Source organism: Sphingobacterium multivorum (genome assembly GCF_039511225.1).
GTDB lineage: Bacteria > Bacteroidota > Bacteroidia > Sphingobacteriales > Sphingobacteriaceae > Sphingobacterium.
Genome location: NZ_CP154261.1, coordinates 2,263,524 through 2,290,475, shown reverse-complemented (window position 1 = coordinate 2,290,475; position 26,952 = coordinate 2,263,524). Strand labels below are relative to the sequence as shown.

Sequence of the window (26,952 nt, the reverse complement as noted above, 5' to 3'; positions counted from 1 at the left end):
TCTCTCATTAACCACGCACTTCCGCGCCTAGTTCCTTCTCAAAATTAACAATTAATTTTTGAACTATCGCATCAATTTGCTTATCCGTAAGTGTTTTTTCTTCATCCTGCAAGATAAAGCTCAGAGCATAAGACTTTTTCCCTTCCGGAATTTTATCACCTTTATACACATCAAACACATTTACCTCCTTCAAAAGCTTGCGTTCGGTCTTTTGAGCAACAAATTGTAGCTTATCGAAGCTCACATTTTCATCGATTAAGAGCGACAAATCTCTGCGCACAGCCGGGAATTTGGAAACTTCTTTGTATTGAATGCTATTCTTACGAATAATTTTCATCAAAACATCCCAGTCAAAATCAGCAAAGAAAACCTGACCTTCAACATCTGCTTTTTTCAAATCTGCGTTTGCAATTGCACCAAACGAAACTAAACATTTCTGCCCTTTCATATAATTCAAACCATAGGCAAAATGTGCATTTGAAGCATCCTGTATTTGAATTCCTTCAATTTTCAAACGTTTGATAAGCGTATCTACAGCCGCTTTAAGGTTATAGAAATTAACGGCGTCTTTTTTGCTGTTCCATTGCTCAGCTTCATTTTTACCTGCCATGGCAAAAGCCAGATGCTGCGTTTCTTTATAGCCTTCGCCATCGAGCGCATACGTCTTACCGAATTCGAAGAACTTCAGGTCAAAGTTTCTTCGTTTTTGGTTATATTCAATCGCACTCAAAACAGAAAAAACCATATTTTGACGCATTGTGTCCAAATCCGAGCTCAATGGATTATACAATTTGACCGCCGTTTCGCTATCATCCGCATAATCCAGCTTCGTAAGAGAGTTGGACAGAATCTCACGAAACCCATTGGCTATGAGCAGATCAGCCAATTGATTTAAGACAACTTCCTTGTCTGGCTTTTCAACCGTATTTAAAGAGGCCTTAATTTGTGACTTCAACTCAATATTGTTATAACCGTAAATCCGCAACACTTCTTCCACAACGTCTACCTCGCGTGTGACATCAACGCGGTATGCAGGTACCAACACATCAAGTCCTGTTTCAGTTTCTGAAGCGACTTCAATGCCAAGAGCGACAATAATGGATTTAATTTCTTCATTTGGGATCGCCTGACCGATCAAACGAACCACATTCGCATAGCTCACGTGAAATGAAAACGGGTTAATCACCACGGGATACTCATCTTTTAGCGTCGATGAAATCGTTCCACCTGCAATTTCCTGAATCAATAAAGCTGCGCGCTTCAAGGCTTCAACCGTAATATTCGGATCGGTACCACGTTCGAAACGGAAAGAAGCATCTGTTTTTAAGCCATGTCTTTTGGAGGTCTTCCGTACAGAAACAGCATTGAAATAGGCCGATTCCAAAAATACATTGGTCGTTTCGGCTGATACACCCGAATGTGCTCCACCGAAAACACCCGCAATACACATCGGTTTTTCAGTATCAGCAATCACCAAGTCCTCTGCAGACAAGGTACGCTCCACACCATCCAGCGTAACAAATTTTTCACCCTCAGTCGCCAAACGAACAAGGACTTTATTTCCAGCAATTTTATCTGCATCAAAAGCATGCAGTGGCTGACCTAAATCGTGTAATATGTAATTGGTAACATCGACAATATTATTGATCGGACGAACACCGATAACATTTAATTTCTCTTTTAACCAATCGGGAGATTCCCCAACACGAACACCGGTAATATTGATACCACTATAACGTGGGCTTGCCTGTGCGTCTGCAACGACCACTGTCGTTCCCTCCGCCTCAGCAGCCTTAAATGCAGAAACATCTGCCTTTAACACGTGTGTACGGAAATGTGCCGCAATATCTCTTGCAACACCTAAATGCGAAGCAGCATCCGCACGGTTTGGTGTTAAGCCAATTTCATAACGGTAATCATCCTGGATATTGAAATGATCTTTCACTAAGGTCCCCACAGCAACGTCAGCTGGTAATTCAACGATACCGGCATGAGATGTACCCAAACCGATTTCATCTTCCCCACATAACATACCTTCGGAAACTTCACCACGAATTTTAGATTTGGTAATTTTAAAAGGCTCTCCGGTAAGCGGATGGCAAGTAGTACCTACTGTAGCAACAATGACTTTCAATCCTGTACGACAGTTTGGTGCACCACATACAATGTGCAATAACTCCGGTCCACCGACATCAACAGTGGTTACTCTTAATTTATCGGCATTAGGATGCTGTTCACAAGTTTTCACTTCACCAACAACCAAACCATCCAATCCACCTGGGATACTCTGCACGACGTCCAAAGCTTCTACTTCCAATCCTGTATTTGTTAAGATCAGCGATAGTTCCTCCGGTGTCGAATCTATATTAACGTGTTGTTTTAACCAATTATATGAAATATTCATCTCGAATCTGATTTGATGCACAAACTTAGATAAATTTGAGTTTATATCCAACGTCAATTTGCCGATCATCGGTGTCTTCGGTAAATTGTCGTGAAATCGTGCTGTTTCGTACGAGACAGCTTCGGGATAGCGTCGTATCAGCTTCGACATGCTAGCGGCATAAATACGACGTGCCTCCCTGTTATCTCCGAGCTAAAGACGGTTGGAAGGCTGTTAGATGCTAGTGAGAAGACGCACGAATATCGACCATGTTCAGACTCAGGGGCGAACACTAAGCGAATAAGAGCCAATTAAAGGGGGCTACACACAAGATTAAGGGAGCTCAGCTCAGGACAATTATAAAGCTATTCTTCGGTATTTTGAAATAGCGTTTGATTAGATTAAAACTGGAAGCAGTTTTTAATCAAAATCCAGTCATTTCCATAAAAATAATATGTAACTTTGTGCTTTAATTTGAAGAACGTTCAAAACAAACATTTATAATGATTCATTTCTTTGAGAACCCATCGAACACTGTATATGGTGTTCAAAGCGTAAACTCTTTATCACAAGAAGACATTACTAAACTCAACTGGCTATTCGGCAACGCCAAAAAACTAGACGACCAAAACCTTAACCATTACTTTGTAGGACCCCGTGCCGCGATGGTGACTCCCTGGAGTACCAATGCAGTAGAAATCACACAAAATATGGGCATTGCAGGAATTGTTCGTATAGAAGAATTTCAACCGGTACCAGCGGATTTCAATGACTTCGATCCAATGATTTCACAAAAGTTCAGTATGTTGACGCAGGACATGTATACCGTCAACATTACACCTGAACCGATATTGGAAATTGAAGACATCGAGGCCTACAACAAATCTGAGGGCCTAGCGCTAAATCCAGAAGAAGTAGATTACCTCAATAACCTTTCGACCAAATTGGGTCGTCTGCTTACAGACTCGGAAGTATTCGCTTTTTCGCAAGCGAATTCTGAACACTGTAGACACAAGATTTTCAATGGTACTTTTATCATTGATGGCGAAGAGCAACCAACTTCCCTCTTTAAATTAATTAAAAAGACTTCTGAAACCAATCCGAACGAGATTGTTTCTGCTTATAAAGATAACGTTGCCTTTGTCAAAGGTCCACGTGTCACACAATTTGCGCCTAAATCGGCCGACAAACCTGATTTTTACGAAGAGAAAGCATTTGATTCCGTTTTATCCGTAAAAGCTGAAACACACAATTTCCCAACTACTGTAGAACCATTTTCGGGTGCTGCTACTGGATCAGGTGGTGAAATCCGCGACCGTATGGCCGGTGGCCAAGGAGCGATTCCATTGGCGGGTACTGCCGTATACATGACTGCTTATTCGCGATTGGAACAAAATAAATTGGACCTTCAGGCAGGAACAGTTACTGAACCGGCAAAGGAACTCAACAAAACGCGTCCATGGGAAAATGCGATGCAAGAACGTCAATGGTTGTACCAAACCCCGGTTGACATCCTGATCAAAGCTTCCAACGGTGCTTCTGACTTCGGTAATAAGTTTGGTCAGCCCTTAATTACGGGTTCTGTATTGACCTTCGAGCATGAAGAGGATGGCCGTAAACTTGGTTACGACAAAGTCATTATGCAAGCCGGCGGTGTTGGCTATGGAAAACTGGATCAGGCAAAAAAACATACGCCGAAAACTGGTGATAAAGTTGTTATCCTAGGTGGTGAAAATTACCGCATCGGAATGGGTGGCGCTGCTGTATCTTCTGCAGATACAGGGGCATTTGGTTCTGGAATTGAGCTTAATGCCATTCAACGTTCCAATCCCGAAATGCAAAAACGTGCAGCGAATGCTGTTCGTGGCTTAGTAGAGTCTGATCATAACCCCATTGTCTCTATTCACGATCATGGTGCAGGTGGCCACCTAAACTGCTTATCTGAACTTGTTGAAGAGACCGGCGGTTTAATTGACCTGGATGCACTTCCTGTAGGCGATCCTACCCTATCCGCAAAAGAAATTATCGGTAATGAATCGCAAGAACGTATGGGACTTGTGATCGCTGAAGATGATATTGACACCTTAAAACGTGTTGCCGATCGCGAACGTGCACCAATGTACACCGTAGGTGATGTCACTGGCGACCACCGCTTTACTTTCGAATCAAAAAGTACGGGTGAAAAACCAATGGATTACGCCCTTGAAGATTTCTTTGGCTCATCGCCAAAAACTTTCATGCGCGATAAAACCGTAGTTCGCAATTACGCTGATCTTGCTTATGATGCAGCCAACATTCCAAGCTACTTAAACCAAGTATTACAACTGGAAGCTGTTGCTTCCAAAGATTGGTTAACCAATAAAGTAGACCGTTGTGTTGGTGGCCGTGTTGCCAAACAACAATGTGCGGGTCCATTGCAATTGCCGTTGAATAACGTCGGTGTTATGGCATTGGATTATAAAGGTAAAGAAGGTATTGCGACAACAATAGGTCACTCCCCTGTGGCGGCCTTAGTGGATCCGGCTGCGGCAAGCAGAACGGCTATTGCCGAATCGCTTTCCAACATCGTATTTGCCCCAATCAAAAATGGTCTTGCAGGAATCTCCCTATCGGCCAACTGGATGTGGGCGGCCAATAATGAAGGTGAAGACGCCCGCTTATACCAAGCTGTTAAAGCCTGCTCGGATTTTGCCATCGCGTTGGGAATCAATATCCCCACGGGAAAAGATTCTTTGTCGATGAAGCAAAAATATCCAAACGGCGAAAACGTCATTGCCCCTGGCACATTGATCATTTCTGCCGCAGGAAACTGTACTGATATTACCAAAGTGGTTGAACCTGTGCTGAACAAAAAGGCTGGATCAATCTATTACATCAACTTATCAAAAGATCAGTTCAAATTAGGCGGTTCGTCATTTGCACAAATCATCAATAAATTAGGTACTGAAGTTCCGACCATTCAAGATGCTGCTTACTTTAAAACAGCATTCAATACCGTACAGCAATTAATTCAAGAAGGACAGATCGAAGCTGGTCACGACGTCGGATCGGGTGGCTTGATTACCACCTTATTGGAAATGACCTTTGCCGATGTTAATCTTGGCGCCAACTATGACCTTTCGGCATTACATGAACCGGATAGCGTAAAAGCCTTCTTTAATGAAAATATCGCCTTGGTGTTGCAGGCAAAAGACGATGCGGCCTTCGAAGCGATCGTGAAAGATGCCGGTGTAGACGCGGTTAAAATTGGTCAGGTGATCGAAGGGAATACAGTGACGATTAAAAATCAAGAAGCTTCCTTTAGCTTTGATGTTGCTGCAACACGTGATGTATGGTTTACGACGTCCTTCCTTTTGGATTCCAAGCAATCTAAAAATGGAACTGCACAACAACGTTTTGATAATTATAAACACCAACCCCTAGCCTTTACTTTCCCAAGTCAATTTGATGGTAAGAAACCAAAAATCGACGGAACTAAAGCACGTCCGAAAGCGGCAATCCTTCGTGAGAAGGGTTCCAACTCCGAACGCGAAATGGCAAATGCCATGTTCTTGGCCGGCTTTGATGTGAAAGATGTACACATGACCGATTTGATCACTGGTCGTGAGACATTGGAAGACATCCAATTTATCGGTGCCGTCGGAGGCTTCTCGAACTCAGATGTATTGGGTTCGGCAAAAGGTTGGGCCGGTGCTTTCCTTTACAATGAAAAAGCGAAAAAAGCCTTAACCGATTTCTTTGCTCGTCCGGATACACTTTCGATTGGTATCTGTAATGGCTGTCAGTTATTTATGGAACTTGAAATGATCAATCCTGAGCATGAAATCCATGGAAAAATGCTACACAATACTTCAGGAAAACACGAGTCAAACTTTGTATCTGTAAAAGTTCAGGAAAACAATTCGGTCATGTTATCGACACTAGCTGGAAGTACCTTAGGGGTTTGGATTTCACACGGGGAAGGAAAATTCAATCTTCCGTATGCGGAAGAGCAATACAATATCGTGGCAAAATATGCTTATGAGCAATATCCGCATAACCCAAATGGTTCGGATTATAATACAGCAATGGTCTGCGACAAGACTGGCCGCCACTTGGCTACCATGCCACATATTGAGCGTTCGGTATTCCAATGGCATTGGGCAAATTATCCAAAAGGTCGTCAGGACGAAGTTTCTCCTTGGATTGAAGCATTCGTTAATGCACGCCAATGGATTGACGAGCAAGGCAAATAAAAAAAGAAAAACTCCTTCATGTATGAAGGAGTTTTTTTTTAGATATCCCTTTTGTATCCTGGTTTGTTCATCATTTGATCAAGGGAATATTTTCCAGAACCCATGACCATAAAAAAGATCAGCAAAAAGAATACGACTATAGAAAGCCACAATTCGGAATTCAAATAACTAAACCCGTGGGTAATATTAACAAAAAATACAGCCCCTACCAGTACCGGAAATAATAGTAATGAGGCCAAACGGGTTTGAAAACCTAAGATAAGGAACAGCCCGCCTACCAAATGGGTAAAAACCACATAGTGAACCGCACCCCACGATGATAAATGGAAACTACTTTGCTCAATCATGTGTTGAACAACATCCCTATCATTTACGAAACTTACACCTTTGGCAAAAATAACGATCCCTAAGGCTATTCTTAGGTAATCGATCCATTGTGGGTGATGTGCATCGCCCCAATGCTCAATTTTGTGTATCAGGTTCATAACATACCTCCTTTTTATAGATGGTTATAGCCTAATAACAATTGAACAGTAAAAAAGTTGTTTGTATGAGATGATTCACTATCAAAATGTTACGAACAGAATACATAGCCTTTACTACGCAACACTTCTGCTAAAACCAATCGTTGGCAAATGAGGCCCCACACTGTTTCCAAAATCAATCAATCAATCAATCAATCAATCAATCAATCAATCAATCAATCAATCAATCAATCAATCAATCAATCAACAAAACCGTAGGTTAGGAGAAACAAAGTCGAATGACAAAATCCCAAAACGCGGTTGTCAGCAGCCCCGCAACAATGCTAAAACCGATCACCAGATTGACCAATTTGGTATTCAGGTGGTATTGCTCGGCAATGATTCCTGAAGTGACCAAGGTTGGCATTGCCGCTTCGAATATACTGATCCGCGCAACAGCACCCTTTACACCAAGTAGTAAAGCAAATAGTAATACCAATGCTGGGGCAAGAATCAATTTATAACTCATCGCTGTACTGATCTGCGAAATCTGTTGTCGCCAACCGTCAAACTTCAACTGTAAACCAATAGAAAATAAGGCCAATGGCCCAACGGTCGCCACCAGCTTATCAAAAAAAGGCTCGGCAACCGAAAGATCAACTAATTGCGACAGCATTAAGGCTGTTATACAACCGATCAAGGGTGGGAAGCTGACTAACTTTCGAAGCATAAATTTGACATCGATCGCCTCGCCATCTTGGGCATTCGCTCGCAGTGCATTGATAATTCCAGCTGTAGAAAGCAGAATAAATGTGGTTTGGTCGCAAATAATTGCAATCGGCAACTGGGCTTCGCCAAAATAGGCGATGATCAATGGAAAGCCAATAAAGGACGTATTGCTATAACCAGCGGCCAATTCCAAACTACTGCGCGAACGCTGTTTGTAGTTTTTACGCCTACAGTACATTTCCATAAATAACCAACTACCTGCCCAAACCAGGATTGCCGAAAACACCGGAAACAGTAATTGCGATGACCATACAATCTTCGGAATATATTTGAAAGACACCGCTGGAAGGGCAAAATAAAGAATCCAGGTATTGATCCCTTTATGTGCTTCGGAGTGAATTAAATTTGTTCGCCTCAACAGCATCCCCGCCGCAATGCAAAATGCTATCATTATAAAATTGACCATGTTTTATTACCATTTTATACGACACAAAGGTGCAATAGTGCGGCAGGCAATAACATGTACAAATACATTCTTTTTATGTACATTTACAGATATATAATCAGAAGAATAATGCGCAAAAAACAGTTTGAGCCTTTGCGGATCAGTGAATTTATTGAGGATAGCTTTCATTTGCCTCCACATGAGCAGAATTATTATGAGCTTGTTTATATTCGTTCGGGCACAGGAACCCATGTGATCAACAAATTTGAACTGAATTATAAACGTGGCGATGTATTTTTAATTAGTCCGGCAGACAAGCATTATTTTAATATTGAAGAAAAGACACATTTTCTGTTTATTTTATTTACAGATACCTACTTCCTGCAGAATAAACGCAATCAAAAGCGCTACGCCTGGATTATGGAGCTGATGAATGACCGGGGATTAAAGGAACGCAAATTGGATATGGACGAGCATTATCGCCTGATTTACACCCATATCCTCGAAGCGGTCCGATTGTATAGTCATACGAGCGTCAGCGAGCGTTCGGACTGGCTATTTGATCAACTCGTCGCAATCTTTGGACTCTATAAAGAAATAGCAGATACGCAACGTTTACCCCAGCAGCATGAACTATATGTTGGCCGATCGATTTCGGCCTACATTCATCAGCATATTTTTTCGCCCGAACAACTTCAGGTCAGCCTACTGGCTCAGAAATTCAATATTGCCCCATCCTATTTTGGTATCTACTTTAAGAAGAACTTCGGCAGCAGTTTAAGAGCGTATATCAATACCTATCGGATCGAACTCATCGAAAACAGACTTAAATCGAAAGATTATACGTTGAAACAAATTGCTGCAGAACTCGGATTTACCGACGAGAGCCATCTTTCCCATTTCTACAAACGCGCCAAGGGTTATAGCCCTTTACATTACCGAACACATCTGACTAAATAGTAAGCCTTCCTGATAATACATCCTGTATATGGTTTAAAACAAATCAATTAATTGATTAATTTTTGGGCGGAATGACACTATAAAACTTCAAGCCCTCCGCTTCAAACTTCTTATATAATACAAGTAAGACATCATTTTTAAAGGCGGAAGCATTGGCAGCAAAATTTACCCAACCGGAAACACTCAGGTAGATCATCTCCGCACTGATGTCCTGTATGCTGATTCCGCTATCTCTATCCTTGATAAAATGGTCGCTATTTTCCATCGCGTCCTTAATCCATTGTTTGGCTTGGTCTAAATCTGCTTTCCGATCGATATGGAGAACAAAACTTGTCTTGCTGTATTCTTGGGATAAGGTCCAATTGACAACCCTTCCCGACAGTAAATCACCATTTGGAATAATGACATCTGCACCATCTCCCGTTTTTAAAACACTAGCGCGTATACCGATTTCCTTGACGCGCCCTTTTTTATCGGCAAGCTCAATTTGATCACCAACGCGAAACGGCTTATCAAAAACCAGAATTATGCCCGAAACAAAATTATTGATGATGTTCTGCATGCCGAGCCCGATACCAACACTCAATGCGCCAATCACGACCGTAAGTTTGTCCAAACTCATGCCCAGGGCCGAGATGGCCATAAAGAAACCGATCAAAATAATGGCCAAGCGAAAGAGCGGAAATAAGGTCATCTTCTGATTATAGACCTGGCTGAGCTGACCGTCTTCACCACCGAGAACGATCAAACTGATATTCTTCTGAAACCAATTGGCCACCAACAGTAATAAAACTGCTACAACAAGATTTCCTAAGGTAAAAGAGATGCTGCCGATGCTGCGTACTTTTCCGAAGAATGTTTCGCTTAGTGCCAATAAACTTTCAATAAACTGTAAGTTATTTGCCAGGACAATGATCGCCAAAAGCACACACACAATACGCAGAATTTCGGTGATGATTGCCAAGGTACGCTGCTCGTTGAAACGCATCCAAAAACCGGAAGTCAACCGATCTTTTTTAAACTGATTACGGACATCTGCCTTAATCATATCCGAAAAATACTGAAGTGTAAAAGACTGTACAAGCCCCACAGCACAGGCAATACTAAAACTACGTGAATGCTCCACATGCCCAATAATATTCAGCGTAATTGCCGTCACGTTGAGTATCGCAAAAATCACATAAATAAAATTACTGATATAGCCCGGACTATCCGCATTCTTTATACGCCGTTTCGTATAACTGACCAATCCTAAAGCAATCAAATTGAAGGCAATACAAACGATACGTAAAAACAGGTCGTCGCTTACGATCATATTGACAAATACATCCAGGATATAGAATACAATAAGGATAATGGCAATTTTACGCTGCAATCCACTCATGCGATGCCTGAGCAAAAACATGAAGATTAACATAACGACCAATTGGGAAGCCTGCAAAATGAAACTTGGTGTAAAGAAGTTTACAAAGGGCAACAGTGTCAGGAGAAAAATAATGGTTTTCCCAACAACTGCGTCAATCGCAAGTTTATGTTCAGGATCATTTTGCCGAAGGACATAAGACACCCGTACAATCCAGTAGCAATAACCCAATCCCAGTACAATCAACAGGATACGGCTCGCCCAATCCGTGCGATTCACATATTTGTCTATCGACTTATTGTTACTGTAATTACTCCGGATATTATTTAAGATCACATCTTTAGAGATGGCTGCCGTATTGGCTTTCCATATCGAACTTTTAGCGGTCACGGAATCGGCTTTTTTGCTTCCGGTTTTTATTTCGTGAACGGCTTCGATCCGAATCAGATGACGTTGATTTTTAGCAATAAGTTCATCAATCGTCCGATTGATCGCTTCCAGCGAATCTTGTTTTGCAGCTAGTTTAAGCTGCGCATTGTCGAGATATTGATACGCTCTACTGTGATTATTGGCACTGATATCATAGCGGTTGATCAGCGTCTTGATCTGATCTGCTGTCACATTGAGGCTATTGGAATAATTGCTGATACTGCCTTTAATAGACTTCAGCTGGCTGATTTCTTCATGGATACTATTTTTTATTAAAGCAATACTATCTTTAGCCGATCCAGCATTCGTTGTCAAGTAGCCATTGGATTTTTCATTCAGCTGCGCGATAAGCTCAGCCATGGAAGCCGTACGAATATTGGATAAAAAGTTTAGATTTACTTTGCGCAGATCATTGCGTAGTTCATTCCGCAGTGAGTCATTTCCAACCCGTGTCGAATCCACATTCGACCGTCTACTTAGGCTGCTATGGTTCGCCGTGCGATCGCCTATCTGATTCTTCCGAACCTGAACGGAGTCCTGTGCAAATCCGTGCAGCTGAAAAGCCAAGAGACTTAAGACAAAAATAAAACGCTTAACAATGCCCAATTTCATACTTCTAATTTTGTTGATTTTCTTTCCCGGCAATAGGTAGTCAAATGCCATGGAAACTACAAATTGCAAAGAAAGGACCAAAGGTTTTTCTCCGACAAAAATAACTTATCTCCTGTTAAAATCGAATAGCATCCGAGAGTTTTAGTTCTTCCAGCCGTTTTATTTTATCATCACGATAAAATAAATTCATCGTCTCAAAAGGAATCAACTTCAAGTCTTTATTGACGATGTGGACACAAGATTTCTTAACCGCACGAACATCAAAATCGTAGGCATCCATAAAATTCATAATGATAATACGGAAAAGATTATCGTAATCAAGATCAGGTGCGCACACTTCCGGCAAACAGCAAAGCAATTGATTTACTTTCGGCTTTACCTTATCCACCGAAATTCCGGTGCTAAATATATCCAGCAATTGCATCTGAACCCCTTTGTCCTGTTCATAGACAATGGTATTGCGCGATTGGTTATTTAATAAAATAGCCGGATCAATATGCCGGGTCAAGGGTATCCGCTCATCGCCTATCTTTAGGATATAACCCATCGCCAAGGCATCAGGATTACAAGGAACAGGAATAATATCATGTGGATCCAATAGGGAATATTGATTCAGGATTTCCTGACGTACCTCAGTCAGTGTCATTTTATGCTGCTGTGCATCGGCGGCATTTCGCCCGGCAATTTCCACCGGTTGAAAAGTTACCCCGCGTACACATCGCTGTTGTAAAGCGTACTCCAAGATTTCCCCGATTTCATCATCATTGGTTCCCTTTTCTAAGACCACAACCAATGTTGTACTCAGATTGAGCGCATTTAATTTGTCAATGGCCTTTTTTCGGACATCCGTGAGATCTTTGCCCCGAAACTTTTCGAGCACGGATGGGCGAAAAGAATCAAACTGGAGATAGATTTCAAATTCAGGCGCATAGGTGGCGAGTTGCTCAGCAAAACCGGGATCATTGGCAATTCGGATACCATTCGTATTGAGCATGAGATGCTTAATAGGTTTTGTCTTCGCAATGTCTAAAATCTTAAAAAAATCAGGGTGTATGGTTGGCTCTCCACCGCTGATCTGAACCACATCTGGTTCACCCTCACTTTCGACGATTTTGTCAAACATCTGTTCAATCTCTTCCAGCGAGCGATGTCGTCCGTAGTGGGGCGACGACATGGCGTAACAAGTTGGGCAGGTCAAATTACAACGGTCGGTGACCTCAACAATGGACAAGCAGCTATGCTGCTCGTGATCTACACATAAACCGCAATCGTATGGGCAGCCATAATGTACTTCGTTGTCAAATTTCAACGGTGTTTCGGAGGCTTTATTATAATTCCGAATGTTCTTATAATAGTCAACATCCGTCGCAATCAGCGTTTTGAAAAAACCATGATCGGGACAGTTTTTGGTCATAAATACCTGTTCATCCTCGATAATAATCTTGGCACCCACACGCGAAAGGCATGTTGGACATAGGCTAATGGTATAATCGTAGTACGTATAGTTTCTTACTGGCATCGTTCTGATTTCTAGTTCATAAAGGTAAGTCCGCAGGCAAGCCCTCCTGCCAGCATTGCTCCAATTCCGCCCAACAATACTTTAAGCCAGGGATTGACATTAAACTTCGACTCCTTATTACCTGCTTTAATAATCGAGCCGATAATAATAACCAAAAGTGCAATGCCAATCACAATAGCACCTATAGTAAGAAGAAAAAGTCCTAGCATCGCGGTACTTTCCGATCCAAATGATCCTTCAAGCAAATACATGATTCCTATTTTTTGATTAAACGTTCATTTTTTAATAAATAAATATAATAAATTATCACCACGATGCAGGTAATTTGTATGGTACTTAGCCCCAAAAGTATAATTGCCCGCGGCTTAATAAAGTCCAGCAGGAAACGAAAACCAAAATAACTAAGCATAAAAAGCTGAAACAACACACCATTTCGATAATTGTATCGTCGTTTAAAAAGTTGGAGCGTTACAAATAAAAGCAGCAAAAATGCGATTTCATACAGCGCAACTGGATGCCGTTTGTAGGCATCGCCCAAGTACATCCCCAATGGAGAGGTAGTGGGTAAACCGTAGGTCTGCTCGAACACACCCGTGTAAAAACATCCTATTCTGCCAATGGCAATTGCGGTAATTAAAGGAAAGACCATGCGATCCCCGGTACTTTCTTTTTTACCCATGATCTTTTTCATCCCTTCTACGGCAACCAAACCTCCTGCCAAACCACCGATTATCGTATTATTCACCCAGATGTAAGTCCATTTATGTGTCGCATTGAGCAACTCAGCAGGACGCTCGAGGGAACCGATAATATGCGAGCCGATTAAAGCGCCTAAGCCGGCAGCAATAACAATAAGAAGTGAATTGATATGCCCTAAACTTTCCTCATCCTTCCATTTGAGCAGTTGGTAATAACGCATCCCTATAAACATCCCCAACCCTTCCATAAAAGGATGTAAGAGAAATGTTTTTCCAAACAAATCTATCGTAACCGGAAATTCAATTAGCACAAGCATAAACAAGTATACGAAAGACGATCAACAAAATGATAAACAAAATTGCTTACCAAGCAGATAGGACGCCAGCATTTAAAAACCAAAAAAGCCAGTCCGAGAAATGGACTGGCTTAAGAATAATTATTTTACGACAGCTATTAAAGCTGATTGCTATACACAAACCGTATTTCCTCACGGAGGTTATAACGCGAAGCCATCACTTCGCCATAGGCGCCTGCAGAACGAATGGCAATTAAGTCGCCACGTTTTGAGACCGGAAGTGGCACTTCCTTACCAAAACAATCTGAAGATTCACAGATAGGTCCAACCACATCATAATTAATGGATTCCACCGTATCGTTCGCACTAATATTCTCAATTTTATGATAGGCCTGATACAAGGCTGGGCGCATTAATTCAGTCATTCCTGCATCCAATACCAAGAAATTCTTCTTGACACCATTTTTGACATACAAGACACGGCTTACCAAGCTTCCGCATTGCGCAACCAAAGCCCGTCCCAATTCAAAGTGCACTTCTTGCTGTGCTGTACGCTCCAGGAAGCGGTCGAAAATATCAAAATAGGCTTCAAAATCGGGAATTGTATTCCCATCCGGGTTTTTATAATCTATTCCCAATCCGCCACCGACATTCAATACACGGATTTGTGTACCGCGTTCTTCAAACCAGTTTTTCCATTCATTGACTTTCACACACAGGCTTTTGAATACGGTCATATCCGTAATCTGTGAACCGACGTGAAAATGAAGGCCTACCAATTCAATAGACTCACATTTTTTAAGCACGGCTGCACATTTTTCCAAATCGGCATTGGGCACACCAAATTTGTTTTCATCAAGCCCTGTTGTAATATAATGATGGGTATGTGCATCCACGTTTGGATTGATCCGTAAAGCTACATTCGCTTTTACATCTTTCTTTGAGGCAAGCTCATTGATGACCTCAAGCTCCTGAATGGATTCAACATTAAACGCGAAAATATTTTGATCGAGCGCGTAATTGATTTCCTTATCGGATTTACCAACTCCTGCAAAAGTGACTTTTTTGGAATCAAAGCCACACTCAATGGCTTTCTTCACCTCATTGCCACTCACACAATCCGCACCAAAGCCGACCGCTTGAATCGCCTTCAATAACTCGTCGTTAAAATTGGCCTTTAATGCATAATGAACATGAAATCCCCGTTTGTGCGAAGCAGCATGCGCAGTCTCCAGGGTCTTGTTTAACACATCCAGATCATAATAATAGAACGGCGTTTCTTTCTCTGCAAACTCCGCCGCAATACCTGTATTTATCATATAAAAACCTAATTCTTAAAATAAGCGATTGTGCAATGAACGTAATGCTTCAGTTTTATGATCTGAATTCAATAGAATTGACACGTTAAAGTCTGAACCACCATACGAAATCATACGAACCGGAAGGTGTTTTACAGCATCAAGCACGCGGGCGGCATAACCATGGCTATTTAAACCAAAATCGCCTACAACGCATACAATGGTCTGATCACCATCCACTGTTACTGAACCAAAATCCTCCACTTCTTTGATGATATCTGCCAAATTTGTGGTATCATCAATCGTCAATGATACCGCAACTTCCGACGTTGTGATCATATCGATTGGTGTTTTATAACGCTCGAATATTTCAAAGACACGGCGTAGGAAACCGTAGGCAAGTAGCATTCTCGACGAATGGATATGAATTGCCGTAATACCGTCTTTCGCTGCTATAGCACGGATACAACCTTTCTGTGCACCGTCTTTACTGATCAATGTCCCTTTTGCATTAGGTTCCATCGTATTCAAAAGGCGAACTGGAACGTTATATTTTTGTGCTGGGAATACCGATTGTGGATGTAAGATTTTAGCACCAAAATAAGCCAGCTCCGCTGCCTCATCAAAGCTTAGATGTGCAATTGGTGTGGTTCCTTTGACAACACGGGGATCATTGTTGTGCATCCCGTCGATGTCAGTCCAGATCTGAACTTCCTCGGCACGGATTGCTGCCCCGATCAAGGAAGCCGTATAATCTGAACCTCCACGGCGCAAATTATCAATTTCACCAAAAGAATTACGGCAAATAAAACCTTGCGTGATAAATAAGGTATTTTCTGGACTCTGGACCAAAATATGGCTTAGCTTTTCGCCAATGTAATCAACCATAGGCTCATTGTCTTCATCAATTTTCATAAAGTCCAGGGCTGGCAACAGCACGGATTTTACGCCAATTTCATTCAGATAAAAATGCCATAAAGCGGTAGACATCAATTCGCCTTGTGCTAAAATAACTTTCTCCTCGATCGGTGTAAACAATTCGTTGGCCAAGGTAGAAATCAGGTTAAAATGGTAATCGATCAATTCTTTACCATTTTTATATCCCTGTTCAGTACTGAAAAGTTCTTTAATAAGGTCTTCGTACTTATCCTTATGCTTCTTGACCAACTCTTTAGCTTCGTCCTTCTTACCTGCTGTGTAAGCTTGACCGATTTCAACCAAAGCATTTGTCGTTCCAGCAACTGCGGACAACACGACGATCTGACGTTCAGCAGGGTTTACAATATCCAACAACCCTTTGATACGTGCTGCACTCCCCACGGAAGTACCACCAAATTTTAAAACTTTCATACTGAAGTTACAATTATTAAATTTCTGTGTGCCAATATAGGCAATTCATGAATTTATATTAAAAAAAATGCGGCACAAAATCATGAAAGTTTTGTGCCGCATACCTTTATGTTATGCGGAAGAATTACTTCTTCAAGTTTTCGATCAGTAGACCAGCCAATTCTTCGCCGATTCTTTCTTGAGCTTCATTGGTCGCCGCCCCAATATGTGGAGTCAACGAAATTTTCGGATGTTTTAGGATCTCCTCACGTGGAGTAGGTTCGTTGTCGAATACATCTAAACCAGCAAATGCTACCTTGCCCGAATCCAATGCTTTCACCAATTCCAATTCATCAATAACACCACCCCTAGAAGCATTGACTAAGCCTACACCATCTTTCAATAATGGGAACTCAGCAGCTCCGATCGCTGGTTTATCCAAAAATGGAACGTGTAAAGAGATAAAATCAGAAACTTTCAATAGCTCGTCCATCTCCACTTGTTGAATAGGCACTTCAACTTGGATACCACCTGAAAGTGTTATAGTCAACGCTTTTGGTCCTTCAAACAAATCCGTGTAAACCACATCCATTCCTAGACCAATGGCGATTTTGGCAACTTCGCGACCGATACGGCCAAATCCAACGATACCAATCGTCTTACCACGAAGCTCTGTACCGGCACCATATGCTTTTTTAAGGGCGCCAAATTTTGTGTTGCCCTCAACAGGCATTTTTCTGTTGGCATCGTATAAGAAGCGTACACCATTCAATAGGTGAGCAAACACCAGCTCAGCGACGGATAGCGAAGATGCCGCCGGGGTATTGACAACAGCAATGCCTTTTGAACGGGCATATTCTACGTCAATATTATCCATGCCTACTCCACCACGGCCGATAACTTTCAAATTAGGGCAGCCATCAATCAGGGCCTGACGTACTTTAGTTGCACTACGTACCGTGATTGCGTCATAAGCAAGAAGCTTTTCCGGAAGCTCTTCTTGCGGGATATGCGTCGTATCTACACTATGACCGGCATCTTCCAGCATTTTTTTTCCTAGTGGATCGATACCGTCATTCGCTAATATTTTCATCTTTATAATTCGTTTTTAAAGGTATCAGTACCATTCAACTTATTGGAAGATCCAATCCCGTGAATACGATACGACCTTTATAATTCTTAATCTAACTAATTATTTGTTCGTCAACTGTTAAATTCCAGCAACATTCATACGACATTAGGCCGTATGCGTGTCCTCAAATTCTTTCATGGCATCAATCAACGCATTTACGCTACTTAATGGTAAAGCATTGTAAATTGAAGCTCTAAACCCACCTACAGAACGATGACCTTTGATGCCAATCAGATTACGTTCTTTCGCCAAAGCCAAAAATTCAGCTTCCAACTCTGGTGTATCCATCACAAAAGTAACATTCATGCGCGAACGATCTTCAACCGCTGCAGTACCTTTGAACAATGGGTTACGGTCGATTTCATCATATAAAGCGCGTGCTTTGATGATATTCTCTTGTTCCAATACCGCAACACCGCCTTTTGCTTTTAACCAACGTAGATTTAACATCGAAACAAAGATCGAATACACAGGCGGCGTATTGTACATTGAACCTCCATTGATATGCAATTGATAATCCAACATCGATGGAAGAACACGTCCTGATTTACCTAAGATATCATCTTTAACAATCACGAGTGTGACACCTGCAGGTCCCATATTTTTTTGAGCACCGGCGTAGATCAAATCATAGTCAGCCACGTTGATTTCGCGTGAAAAGATATCCGACGACATATCAACCACCACGGGCAATGTTGTCTCAGGTTTATCAAAAACCTCCGTACCGTAAATGGTATTGTTGGCTGTATAATGAAAATATGCAGCATCTGTTGGGATGGCATATCCTTTAGGGATGTAGGAATAATTTTTATCAATCGACGAAGCTACAACATCTACTGTACCGAATTTTTTAGCTTCTTTTAATGCTTTTGTAGCCCAGACACCCGTATCCAAATAAGCAGCCTTACCGCCTTCTGGTAAAAGATTCAACGGTGCCATTGCAAATTGCAAACTCGCCCCGCCTTGAAGGAAAAGAATCGAATATCCTTGAGGTACTGCCAATAACTCACGTACTAATTGTGTGGCTTCATCTATCACTGCTTCAAACTCTTTGGAACGGTGAGAGATCTCTAAAATTGATAAACCGGTGTTGTTAAAATCAATTACAGCTTCTGAGGCTTGTTGAAATACTTCCTTTGGCAGAATACATGGACCTGCTCCAAAATTATGTTTCATTGATGTTATAGTTTGTTTGATTGCTATTGTTTAACCCTAGCTAAGCAATCCGTTGTTTAAAAACCAAAGGTAAAATAAAATTATATATTTTTCAACTAATCTGTTTTTTTATTGAAAATTTATAAAATTCTAAATGATTTCAATAAAAAGATCGCACAACAAACAGCTAATTCAATGCAAAAAACATCAAATAAGCAACACTTTCCACGCCATATCTACCTGATTATCTTGCAAATACTCCTTAGCCTTGAGCTGAAGATGGGTATTGCGAGAAGATTGATCACCAATAAAGGCATTTAGCAATTCGTAAATTTCAGGGAGACTCGTTATCTCATCTACCTCCTGTGGGGTGGGTAAACGGTCGATCTGAGCCAACTTCATTTTTTCGTTCTCCGTAAAAACAGTCGATTCCTTTATAAAAGGCGGCAGCTGATTGTAATCCATAAAAAAGCAGAAATTTTATTCAAATTTCTGCTTAATATCTCAGAAAATAAAATTCTTATATTTTTTCAATAATTCGATCTGCAAATTCACTTGTTTTAACTAAGGTAGCATCATCCATCAAATTGTAAAAATCCACCGTCACCGTTTTAGCCAGTATCGTTTCTCCTAAAGCCTTAACAATTGCCGCTGCAGCTTCCGTCCAACCTAGATATTCAAACAGCATGACACCACTCAAAATAACCGATGAAGGATTCATGGTATTGGTATTTGCAAAGCGAGGTGCAGTACCATGGGTGGCTTCAAAGACAGCATGCCCTGTTTTAAAATTGATGTTAGCCCCCGGAGCAATCCCTATCCCGCCAACCATAGCGGCTAGCGCATCAGAAATATAATCGCCGTTCAGATTCAACGTTGCTACAACAGAAAAATCCCGTGGATTAAGTAGGATCTGCTGTAAAAAATTGTCGGCAATCATATCTTTAATCAAAATTTTACCGGAATCCAAGGCCGCCTGTTGTTCTTGGTTGGCAACCTCGGCACCCTTTTCTTCTTTCGTTCGCTCCCACTGTCCCCAAGTATACGTTTTGTCAGCAAATTCCGTTTCAGCAACCTCATAACCCCAAATCTTAAAAGCTCCCTCCGTAAATTTCATGATATTTCCTTTGTGGACAATCGTAACGGAAGGCAGATTATGATCAATAGCATGTTCAATCGCTGCGCGGACCAATCTTTTCGACCCCTCCTCAGAAACCAGTTTGACACCGACGCCTGTCGTGGACGAGAAATTGTAATCGATATCAAGCTCGTCATGCAAGAAATCCTGAAACCTATTGGCTTCAGCTGTTCCTGCCTGAAACTCTATTCCAGCATAAATATCTTCGGTATTTTCGCGAAAGATCACCATATCCACATACTCGGGATGTTTGACTGGTGAAGGTACACCCTCAAACCATTTTGTCGGGCGTTGACATACATAGAGATCCAAATCCTTACGCAACGCAACATTCAACGAACGGATTCCTCCGCCTACTGGCGTGGTGAGCGGCCCTTTGATTCCAACCAGGTACTCTTTTAATACATTCAGCGTATCTTTTGGTAGCCATTCGCCTGTTTCGTTGAAAGCTTTCTCACCTGCCAACACCTCCTTCCAGGTTATTTTCCGTTTTCCGCCATACGCTTTCTCCACCGCCTGATCAAAAACACGCACTGCCGCATGCCAAAGGTCGGGACCAATACCGTCGCCGATAATAAAAGGAATTGTTGGAAAATCTGGAACCTGTAAAGTTCCTTCACTTGACATTGTAATCTTATTTGACATAACCTTCAATTTTAACGGACAATAACTATCCCTTATTAAACATATTTCCGATTTCTTTGCTAATTTTTCTAAAGATTGGTGCAGCTTCAACATCTTCATATTCGTCGATGTGCGCATTTTCCACTCTACTAGGAAACACTAAAACAAGATTTTCGTTTGCATAAATACGATCTAATTTCTTTGCTACTCCATCCAAAGAATCACGATAGGAAACTTCTCCATTTCTAGCCGACACAAAAATAAACATCGCATCCTCCTCCTTAAACGCTTTAAGGCCCTGTAAATTGTCCCAGTTGTCGTAATGTTTGAATGTGACAGGAACAGAATTTTTCAATTCGACGAGATGTTCTTCAATGGCAGCGGCAGAACGTGTATCAACCACAAAAGTGATAGACAGGGATAATTCCTGGGCAAACTTAACCACCTTCTCCAGCCAGTATTCGAAACCAAATTCCGCCTCGCACATCGGTGGTGCAAAAACGACAATGGACTTATTCGAAATAAAAGGTTTTTTAAAATGACATAACATCACATTAGCCGAGGTTCTATTTAAAATACTTTCCGTTTTCTCCCCGACAAACTTATCCATAAAATTGGCCGCACTTGGCCAGCCCAAAACAATACAATTGGCAGAAACCTCTTTTGCCGAACGCGCAACGCCGCTGGCAATGTTTAAATCTATTGTAGCACTTATATTCACATTTGTTTCACTACCCGAAGCATATCTGACCATATTGTCCAGGTTCTTCCGTGCTTTGGACATGTTTAATTGTGCCTGTTCATTATCTTTCACAACGGACACAATATTGACAGGATAGGAACATTTCTTGCTTTTAATGTAGGTTGAAAAATCCAAAATCGGCTCCATATTATCCATATTAGCGATAGAAATCAAGATGTTTTCATCTTTTTCCTTCACCACATCAGTATGTTCTTCGTCCTGTTCACCATCCATAACCACTTTACGTGAGGCATTTCCCGTCACCACCGTGGCGACAATGCAGGTCACCAAAATCAGTAGAATTGTACCATTAAGCACATTTTCATCGATAATGCCGTTCTTATGTCCAACCATGATAACCGCCAGTGTTGCTGCGGCATGCGCACTACTTAAACCAAATATTAGGTTACGTTGACCACGGCTGTATTTAAAAACGATCTGTGTCAGCCAGGCGGCCACATATTTTCCGACGATAGCCACAACGGTCAGTGTTCCGGCAATAATCAGGGCCTGCGGCCCCTTCAAGATCACGCTGACATCGACAATCATTCCCACAGATATCAAGAAGAAAGGAATAAAAATCGCATTGCCAATAAACTCGATCCGGTTCATCAAAGCCGAAGAATGTGGAATCAGTTTATTGAGGGCGAGACCGGCCACGAAAGCCCCAATAATCGGCTCAAGGCCGGCAATTTCCGCTAGAAAGGCCGCAAAAAAAACAACCGAGAGAACGAAGATATAGTTGGATGTTTTCTCACTCCCCAAGCGCTCAAAAAACCATTTCGCGATCCTTGGAATAACACCAAACATGATAAATAGAAAGATAGCAAAGGAAATGGCCAGTGTAATCCAAAATTCATTGCCTATATTTCCCTGGGAAATACCGGTAATCACAGCAAGAATAATCAACACGGCCGTATCCGTCAGGATTGTTCCACCGATCGTTATCGCCACAGCCTCCATTTTTGAAATACCATAGCTATTGACGATGGGATACGAAACTAGCGTATGGGTAGCAAACATGCTTGATATCAACAAACTCGGCAAAACACCGTAACCCAATAAAAAGTGACAAACGGGATAACCAATACTGATCGGCACGATGAATGTTAGAAAGCCAAAGAGCAAGCTTTTATTTTTGGTCTTTTTAAATTCATTCATGTCCAACTCAAGGCCGGCAATAAACATGATATAGAGCAGGCCGATTGTTGAAAACAGCGTTATGGCCGAGTTTTTTTCCAACCAGTTGAGTCCATGTGGCCCAATAACAACGCCAGATATAATTAATCCTATAATACCCGGCACCTTAATCGGGCGCAGCACAATCGGTGATAACAGGATAATAAAAAGTACCAGTGAAAATATAAGTACAGGATTTTGTAAAGGTGCTTCGAAAGCGTGGGAAATATGCTCAAAAGTTTTATTCATAAGTGCTTGTATACTAGCCGTAAAATATAAATATTTATTTTTCTATATAGCTCGAAAAATAGTTAACAGCATTAAAAATACGATTTTTTAAAGAAAGCGAAGCCTAAAAAGAGTGTTACTTAAAAGAAATGGCTTTAATCGGACTAATCTTGGTAATAAGCATTGACGGAATAAATAAAGAGATCATTCCGATAAACACAACCGCCAAATTGACAAGAATCACATCAGACCATTGAAGTTGAACGGCCACATAGGAGATATAGTAGGTCTTCTCATCCAATTTAAAGAAATGGGTAAAATCCTGAAAAAAGTAAAAACCGAGGCCAATAAGATTACCGATTAACAATCCGAGGCCGATCAGGTACAAGGCACTGTACATGAAGACGCGGCGAATTCCGGCATTGTGATACCCCAACGCCTTTAAAATACCGATCATTGAAGTCCGCTCAAGAATGGTGATCAGCAAGGCGGAAATCATATTGATAATCGCCACGACCGTCATCAGGACAAAAATGATTTTGGTATTCATATCCAGCAATTCCAACCATTGAAAAATATCGGGAACCTGATCCTTGATATTGATGGCCTGCATATCGATAGGCAACAGATCTTCCACCCTATTCGTTGTCTGTTCGAGTTGACTAAAATCTTTAATCCGAATCTCATAGCCCCCTACTTCATGATCATCGAGGTTGCTCAGTTTGCGGATGACGTTTAGCGAACCGATCACATAAACCTTATCTAGTTCTTCGGAACCCGTATTAAAAATGCCCTTAATGACAAATTTACGTTTGCGTATAGGATCCTGCACGAAATACATGATAAAGTCGTCACCGACTTTTAGGAGCAGTCGATCAGCGAGATACTTGGATACTAAAATCTGATTATCGGCATTATCCGATTTAAAGTCTATCATATTCCCTTCCACCAGCATACGCTGAAAGGGCTGCTGATTATACAATGAATCAATACCCTTGAGAACCACGCCTTCAACCTCGTCGTTCACATTGATGATCCCGGCCTTGGTCGCAAAGGAACTGATTGAGCTGACTTGGGGAATCGCCAATATGGACTTTCGGACCTCGGGTGTAAGCGTTATCGGTGAATTTTCGTAAGACTTATTTAAGTCGTAACGCAACACCAATACATCGGCAAAAAAACTCCGTTGTTTACTGATAATCTCTCCCTTAAATCCGCGCAATACCGCAATAGAGATAATAATCGCTGCAATGGCAAGAGCAATAGCACCAATAGTCACCCGAACGATCAATTTTGAGAACGTTCTTTTTCCAGAAAATGCGATCCGATTTGCTAAAAAATAAGGAAAATTCAAGCTTTCAATATATTTATGTAACTTCGCAAAGTTATAAAAATTTGTTATTTACAAAACTGAAATGACAAATAATTAGGCGTTTTTCAGTAGGCTATTCCATGAGGATGCCCCTGTGCTGGTTTAAAGAGTTTTATAAAAATTACAATTATGATGCGTATTATTTTCATGGGTACTCCCGATTTTGCTGTAGCTTCTCTTGAAGCGCTGATTCAGTCTGGCGAACAAGTTGTCGCTGTGGTTACGGTACCGGACAAACCAGCGGGACGTGGACAAAAAATACAGGAGTCTGCTGTAAAAATATTTGCTACGCAACATAACATTCCCGTCCTTCAACCTGTGAAACTTCGCGATGAAGCATTTTTAGATGAACTGAAAAGTTTTCAGGCTGATCTACAGGTTGTGGTGGCATTTCGCATGCTCCCTGAGATCGTCTGGAATATGCCCAAATTTGGAACAATCAACGTTCACGCCTCACTCCTTCCACAATATCGGGGTGCAGCACCGATAAATCATGCCATCATCAATGGCGAGAAAGAATCGGGCGTAACGACATTTTTACTACAGCACGAAATCGATACGGGAAACATCTTATTGTCGAAAAAAGTTGCCATCAAAGAAACTGATAACGCCGGCGATCTTCACGACAACCTCATGGTAGCTGGGGCAGAAACCCTCCTTCAAACGATTCAGCAATTAAAGGCAGGAACCTTACAGCCTAAGTCTCAAGAGGTCCTTCTCACAGGGGAACCGCTCAAACATGCACCAAAAATTTTCAAAGAAGACTGTAAAATAAACTGGGATCAGCCCACTGCGCAGGTGTATAACTTCATTCGTGGTTTAAGCCCTTACCCAGCGGCATTTACCCTCTTAAACGATAAGGTCCTAAAAATCTATCGCACAGAAAAAGAACTTGTCAATACAGCTACACTCCCTGGAACCATAGAAACTGATAAGAAAAGTTTCTTAAAAATTGCGGCACAAGACGGCTATATTGTCATTACTGACCTTCAGCTTGAAGGCAAGAAAAGGATGAATGTAGTCGATTTTTTAAAAGGCTATCGATTTTAACCTTTTTCATCACCACCATCATAATATTGCAGCAAATCACCAGGCTGGCAGTCTAGCGCTTTACATATCGCTTCAAGAGTATCTAATCGCAATGCCTTCGCCTTTTGATTCTTGATGATTGAAAGATTGGAAAGGGTAATTCCGACGTTGTCACTCAATTGGTTAAGTGACATCTTTTTCTCTTTCATTATTTTATCCAAGTGAATTAAGATTGGCATAATATAATTTTTATTCTTTTAAATTTATTTAATGTCACTAATAAAACAAAAGATCCATCTTTTTGTTTTATCATAAAATTATCATTTTAAAATAAATTTGAGGAATGCATAGCGCATAGTAAATCAGCTACCGTTGAGTTAAATTGTCTAGAATAAGAAAAAAAATTAAACCTTTTAGCTCTTTAAATATCAAACAGTTGAATATTACAGCAATGGATAAGAAGAAAAAAAATATTAGAATGGAATAGTTTTTGATGATTAAAAATTGAAACTCAAAAAAGCCTAACTCACTAAATATGAGTGGCTAGATAATCAATTTTCCATTAATAATTCAAAAATTTTTCGTATTTTCGCAAACATTTCTTAGAGAGGAGAATTAATAAAAATTAATGAGACAGCTCAAAATTACACAATCTATCACCAATCGTGAGTCACAGTCTTTGGACAAATACTTACACGAAATTGGTAAAGTAGACTTAATTACAGCAGAAGAAGAAGTAGAATTAGCACAGCGTATCCGCGAAGGCGATCAAGTTGCCTTGGAAAAATTGACTAAAACCAACCTTCGTTTCGTAGTATCAGTAGCAAAACAATATCAAAATCAGGGTTTAACCTTAGGTGATTTAATCAATGAAGGAAACCTGGGCTTAATTAAAGCAGCTAAACGTTTTGACGAAACAAAGGGGTTTAAATTCATTTCTTATGCCGTTTGGTGGATTCGCCAATCTATTCTTCAAGCAATTGCTGAACAATCGCGTATCGTACGTCTGCCATTGAACCAGGTTGGTTCATTGAGCAAAATCAGTAAGGCTTTCTCAAAACTAGAACAAGAATACGAACGGGAACCGTCTCCAGAAGAATTGGCGGATATCCTTGAAACCACAGTAGACAAGGTTTCGGATACCCTAAGCAACTCTGGCCGTCACGTATCTATGGATGCTCCCTTTGTTCAAGGTGAAGAAAACACACTTTTGGACGTTTTGGAGAACCATGATCCAGACACAGACAGTTCTTTGATTGATGAATCTCTGTCAGAAGAAATCAAACGATCATTGGCAACATTAACAGAAAGAGAACGTGAAATTATCGTACTTTTCTTTGGCTTAGGTTCCAATCACCAATTGTCGTTAGAGGAAATCGGAGAAAAATTCAATTTGACACGTGAGCGTGTTCGTCAGATCAAAGATAAAGCTCTTCAGCGTTTGAGACACACTTCAAGAAGCAAAATCTTAAAATCCTATTTGGGTTAACAAGAGATACTTATTAGACATTTTGGCAATCCCAATCAGAAATGGTTGGGATTTTTTTTGGGTTGCCTACTACGCAGGCAACCCTTCTGTTTTCCAAGACTCCT

The 26,952-nt window shown here is 41.1% G+C and carries 20 protein-coding genes; 4 read left to right on the top strand and 16 right to left on the bottom strand.

Annotated features, from left to right (window positions below):
• Positions 1-7: 7 nt before the first annotated feature.
• The gene (gene pheT, locus AAH582_RS09295; RefSeq protein WP_343322355.1) at positions 8-2,404 is read right to left on the bottom strand and encodes a phenylalanine--tRNA ligase subunit beta; all 2,397 of its coding nucleotides are present in this window, start codon (positions 2,402-2,404) and stop codon (positions 8-10) included.
• A gap of 482 nt (positions 2,405-2,886) precedes the next feature.
• On the opposite strand from pheT, the gene purL reads away from it, so the two are divergent.
• Positions 2,887-6,618 (top strand): phosphoribosylformylglycinamidine synthase, encoded by a 3,732-nt coding sequence (gene purL / locus AAH582_RS09290; RefSeq protein WP_343321916.1) that lies wholly within the window; start codon positions 2,887-2,889, stop codon positions 6,616-6,618.
• 38 nt (positions 6,619-6,656) lie between these two features.
• Here purL and AAH582_RS09285 read toward each other — a convergent pair whose 3' ends face one another.
• Complete coding sequence (locus AAH582_RS09285) at positions 6,657-7,103, bottom strand: DoxX family protein (RefSeq protein ID WP_046675828.1); 447 nt, start codon at positions 7,101-7,103, stop codon at positions 6,657-6,659.
• Between the two features lie 259 nt (positions 7,104-7,362).
• A complete protein-coding gene (locus AAH582_RS09280) occupies positions 7,363-8,277 on the bottom strand; it encodes an AEC family transporter (RefSeq protein WP_343321915.1) in 915 nt (304 codons plus the stop codon).
• A gap of 108 nt (positions 8,278-8,385) precedes the next feature.
• Between AAH582_RS09280 and AAH582_RS09275 the strand changes: the two genes are divergently transcribed.
• The gene (locus AAH582_RS09275; RefSeq protein ID WP_343321914.1) at positions 8,386-9,216 is read left to right on the top strand and encodes an AraC family transcriptional regulator; all 831 of its coding nucleotides are present in this window, start codon (positions 8,386-8,388) and stop codon (positions 9,214-9,216) included.
• 55 nt (positions 9,217-9,271) lie between these two features.
• Here the strand turns inward: AAH582_RS09275 and AAH582_RS09270 are convergent, their stop codons facing one another.
• The 12 genes from AAH582_RS09270 to AAH582_RS09215 all read right to left on the bottom strand — a co-directional run bounded on the left by AAH582_RS09270 (position 9,272) and on the right by AAH582_RS09215 (position 24,312).
• On the bottom strand, positions 9,272-11,671 hold the full coding sequence (locus tag AAH582_RS09270) for a mechanosensitive ion channel family protein (RefSeq protein WP_053003928.1): 2,400 nt from the start codon (positions 11,669-11,671) through the stop codon (positions 9,272-9,274).
• Positions 11,672-11,735: 64 nt separating this feature from the next.
• Positions 11,736-13,139, bottom strand: coding sequence for a radical SAM protein (locus AAH582_RS09265; protein WP_046675825.1), 1,404 nt, complete (start codon positions 13,137-13,139; stop codon positions 11,736-11,738).
• 11 nt (positions 13,140-13,150) lie between these two features.
• On the bottom strand, positions 13,151-13,390 hold the full coding sequence (locus AAH582_RS09260) for a hypothetical protein (RefSeq protein ID WP_046675824.1): 240 nt from the start codon (positions 13,388-13,390) through the stop codon (positions 13,151-13,153).
• Positions 13,391-13,395: 5 nt separating this feature from the next.
• On the bottom strand, positions 13,396-14,154 hold the full coding sequence (locus AAH582_RS09255) for a prolipoprotein diacylglyceryl transferase (RefSeq protein WP_343321913.1): 759 nt from the start codon (positions 14,152-14,154) through the stop codon (positions 13,396-13,398).
• Positions 14,155-14,291: 137 nt separating this feature from the next.
• Entirely contained in the window at positions 14,292-15,452 is a 1,161-nt protein-coding gene (lysA, locus tag AAH582_RS09250) for a diaminopimelate decarboxylase (RefSeq protein ID WP_343321912.1), read from the bottom strand.
• 15 nt (positions 15,453-15,467) lie between these two features.
• Positions 15,468-16,781, bottom strand: a complete 1,314-nt coding sequence (locus tag AAH582_RS09245; protein WP_343321911.1) for an aspartate kinase — start codon at positions 16,779-16,781, stop codon at positions 15,468-15,470.
• A 124-nt stretch (positions 16,782-16,905) separates the two neighbouring features.
• Complete coding sequence (locus AAH582_RS09240; protein WP_343321910.1) at positions 16,906-17,853, bottom strand: D-2-hydroxyacid dehydrogenase; 948 nt, start codon at positions 17,851-17,853, stop codon at positions 16,906-16,908.
• A 144-nt stretch (positions 17,854-17,997) separates the two neighbouring features.
• A complete protein-coding gene (serC, locus tag AAH582_RS09235; protein ID WP_343321909.1) occupies positions 17,998-19,068 on the bottom strand; it encodes a 3-phosphoserine/phosphohydroxythreonine transaminase in 1,071 nt (356 codons plus the stop codon).
• Between the two features lie 186 nt (positions 19,069-19,254).
• Positions 19,255-19,512, bottom strand: coding sequence for a hypothetical protein (locus AAH582_RS09230; RefSeq protein ID WP_046675818.1), 258 nt, complete (start codon positions 19,510-19,512; stop codon positions 19,255-19,257).
• Positions 19,513-19,567: 55 nt separating this feature from the next.
• The gene (gene icd, locus AAH582_RS09225; protein WP_046675817.1) at positions 19,568-20,830 is read right to left on the bottom strand and encodes an NADP-dependent isocitrate dehydrogenase; all 1,263 of its coding nucleotides are present in this window, start codon (positions 20,828-20,830) and stop codon (positions 19,568-19,570) included.
• A gap of 25 nt (positions 20,831-20,855) precedes the next feature.
• On the bottom strand, positions 20,856-22,979 hold the full coding sequence (locus AAH582_RS09220) for a cation:proton antiporter (protein ID WP_046675816.1): 2,124 nt from the start codon (positions 22,977-22,979) through the stop codon (positions 20,856-20,858).
• 115 nt (positions 22,980-23,094) lie between these two features.
• On the bottom strand, positions 23,095-24,312 hold the full coding sequence (locus AAH582_RS09215) for an ABC transporter permease (RefSeq protein ID WP_046675815.1): 1,218 nt from the start codon (positions 24,310-24,312) through the stop codon (positions 23,095-23,097).
• Between the two features lie 150 nt (positions 24,313-24,462).
• Here AAH582_RS09215 and fmt point away from each other — a divergent pair, with 150 nt between their 5' ends.
• Entirely contained in the window at positions 24,463-25,380 is a 918-nt protein-coding gene (fmt, locus tag AAH582_RS09210) for a methionyl-tRNA formyltransferase (RefSeq protein WP_343322354.1), read from the top strand.
• On the opposite strand, the gene AAH582_RS09205 is transcribed toward fmt, so the two are convergent.
• Positions 25,377-25,598, bottom strand: coding sequence for a helix-turn-helix domain-containing protein (locus AAH582_RS09205; RefSeq protein ID WP_046675813.1), 222 nt, complete (start codon positions 25,596-25,598; stop codon positions 25,377-25,379). The two genes, fmt and AAH582_RS09205, sit on opposite strands and share 4 nt — an antisense overlap.
• Before the next feature lie 389 nt (positions 25,599-25,987).
• On the opposite strand from AAH582_RS09205, the gene AAH582_RS09200 reads away from it, so the two are divergent.
• Positions 25,988-26,848 carry a sigma-70 family RNA polymerase sigma factor gene (locus AAH582_RS09200; RefSeq protein WP_028068906.1) on the top strand — a complete coding sequence of 287 codons (861 nt, stop codon included), beginning with the start codon at positions 25,988-25,990 and terminating at the stop codon, positions 26,846-26,848.
• The last annotated feature ends 104 nt before the right edge of the window (positions 26,849-26,952 follow it).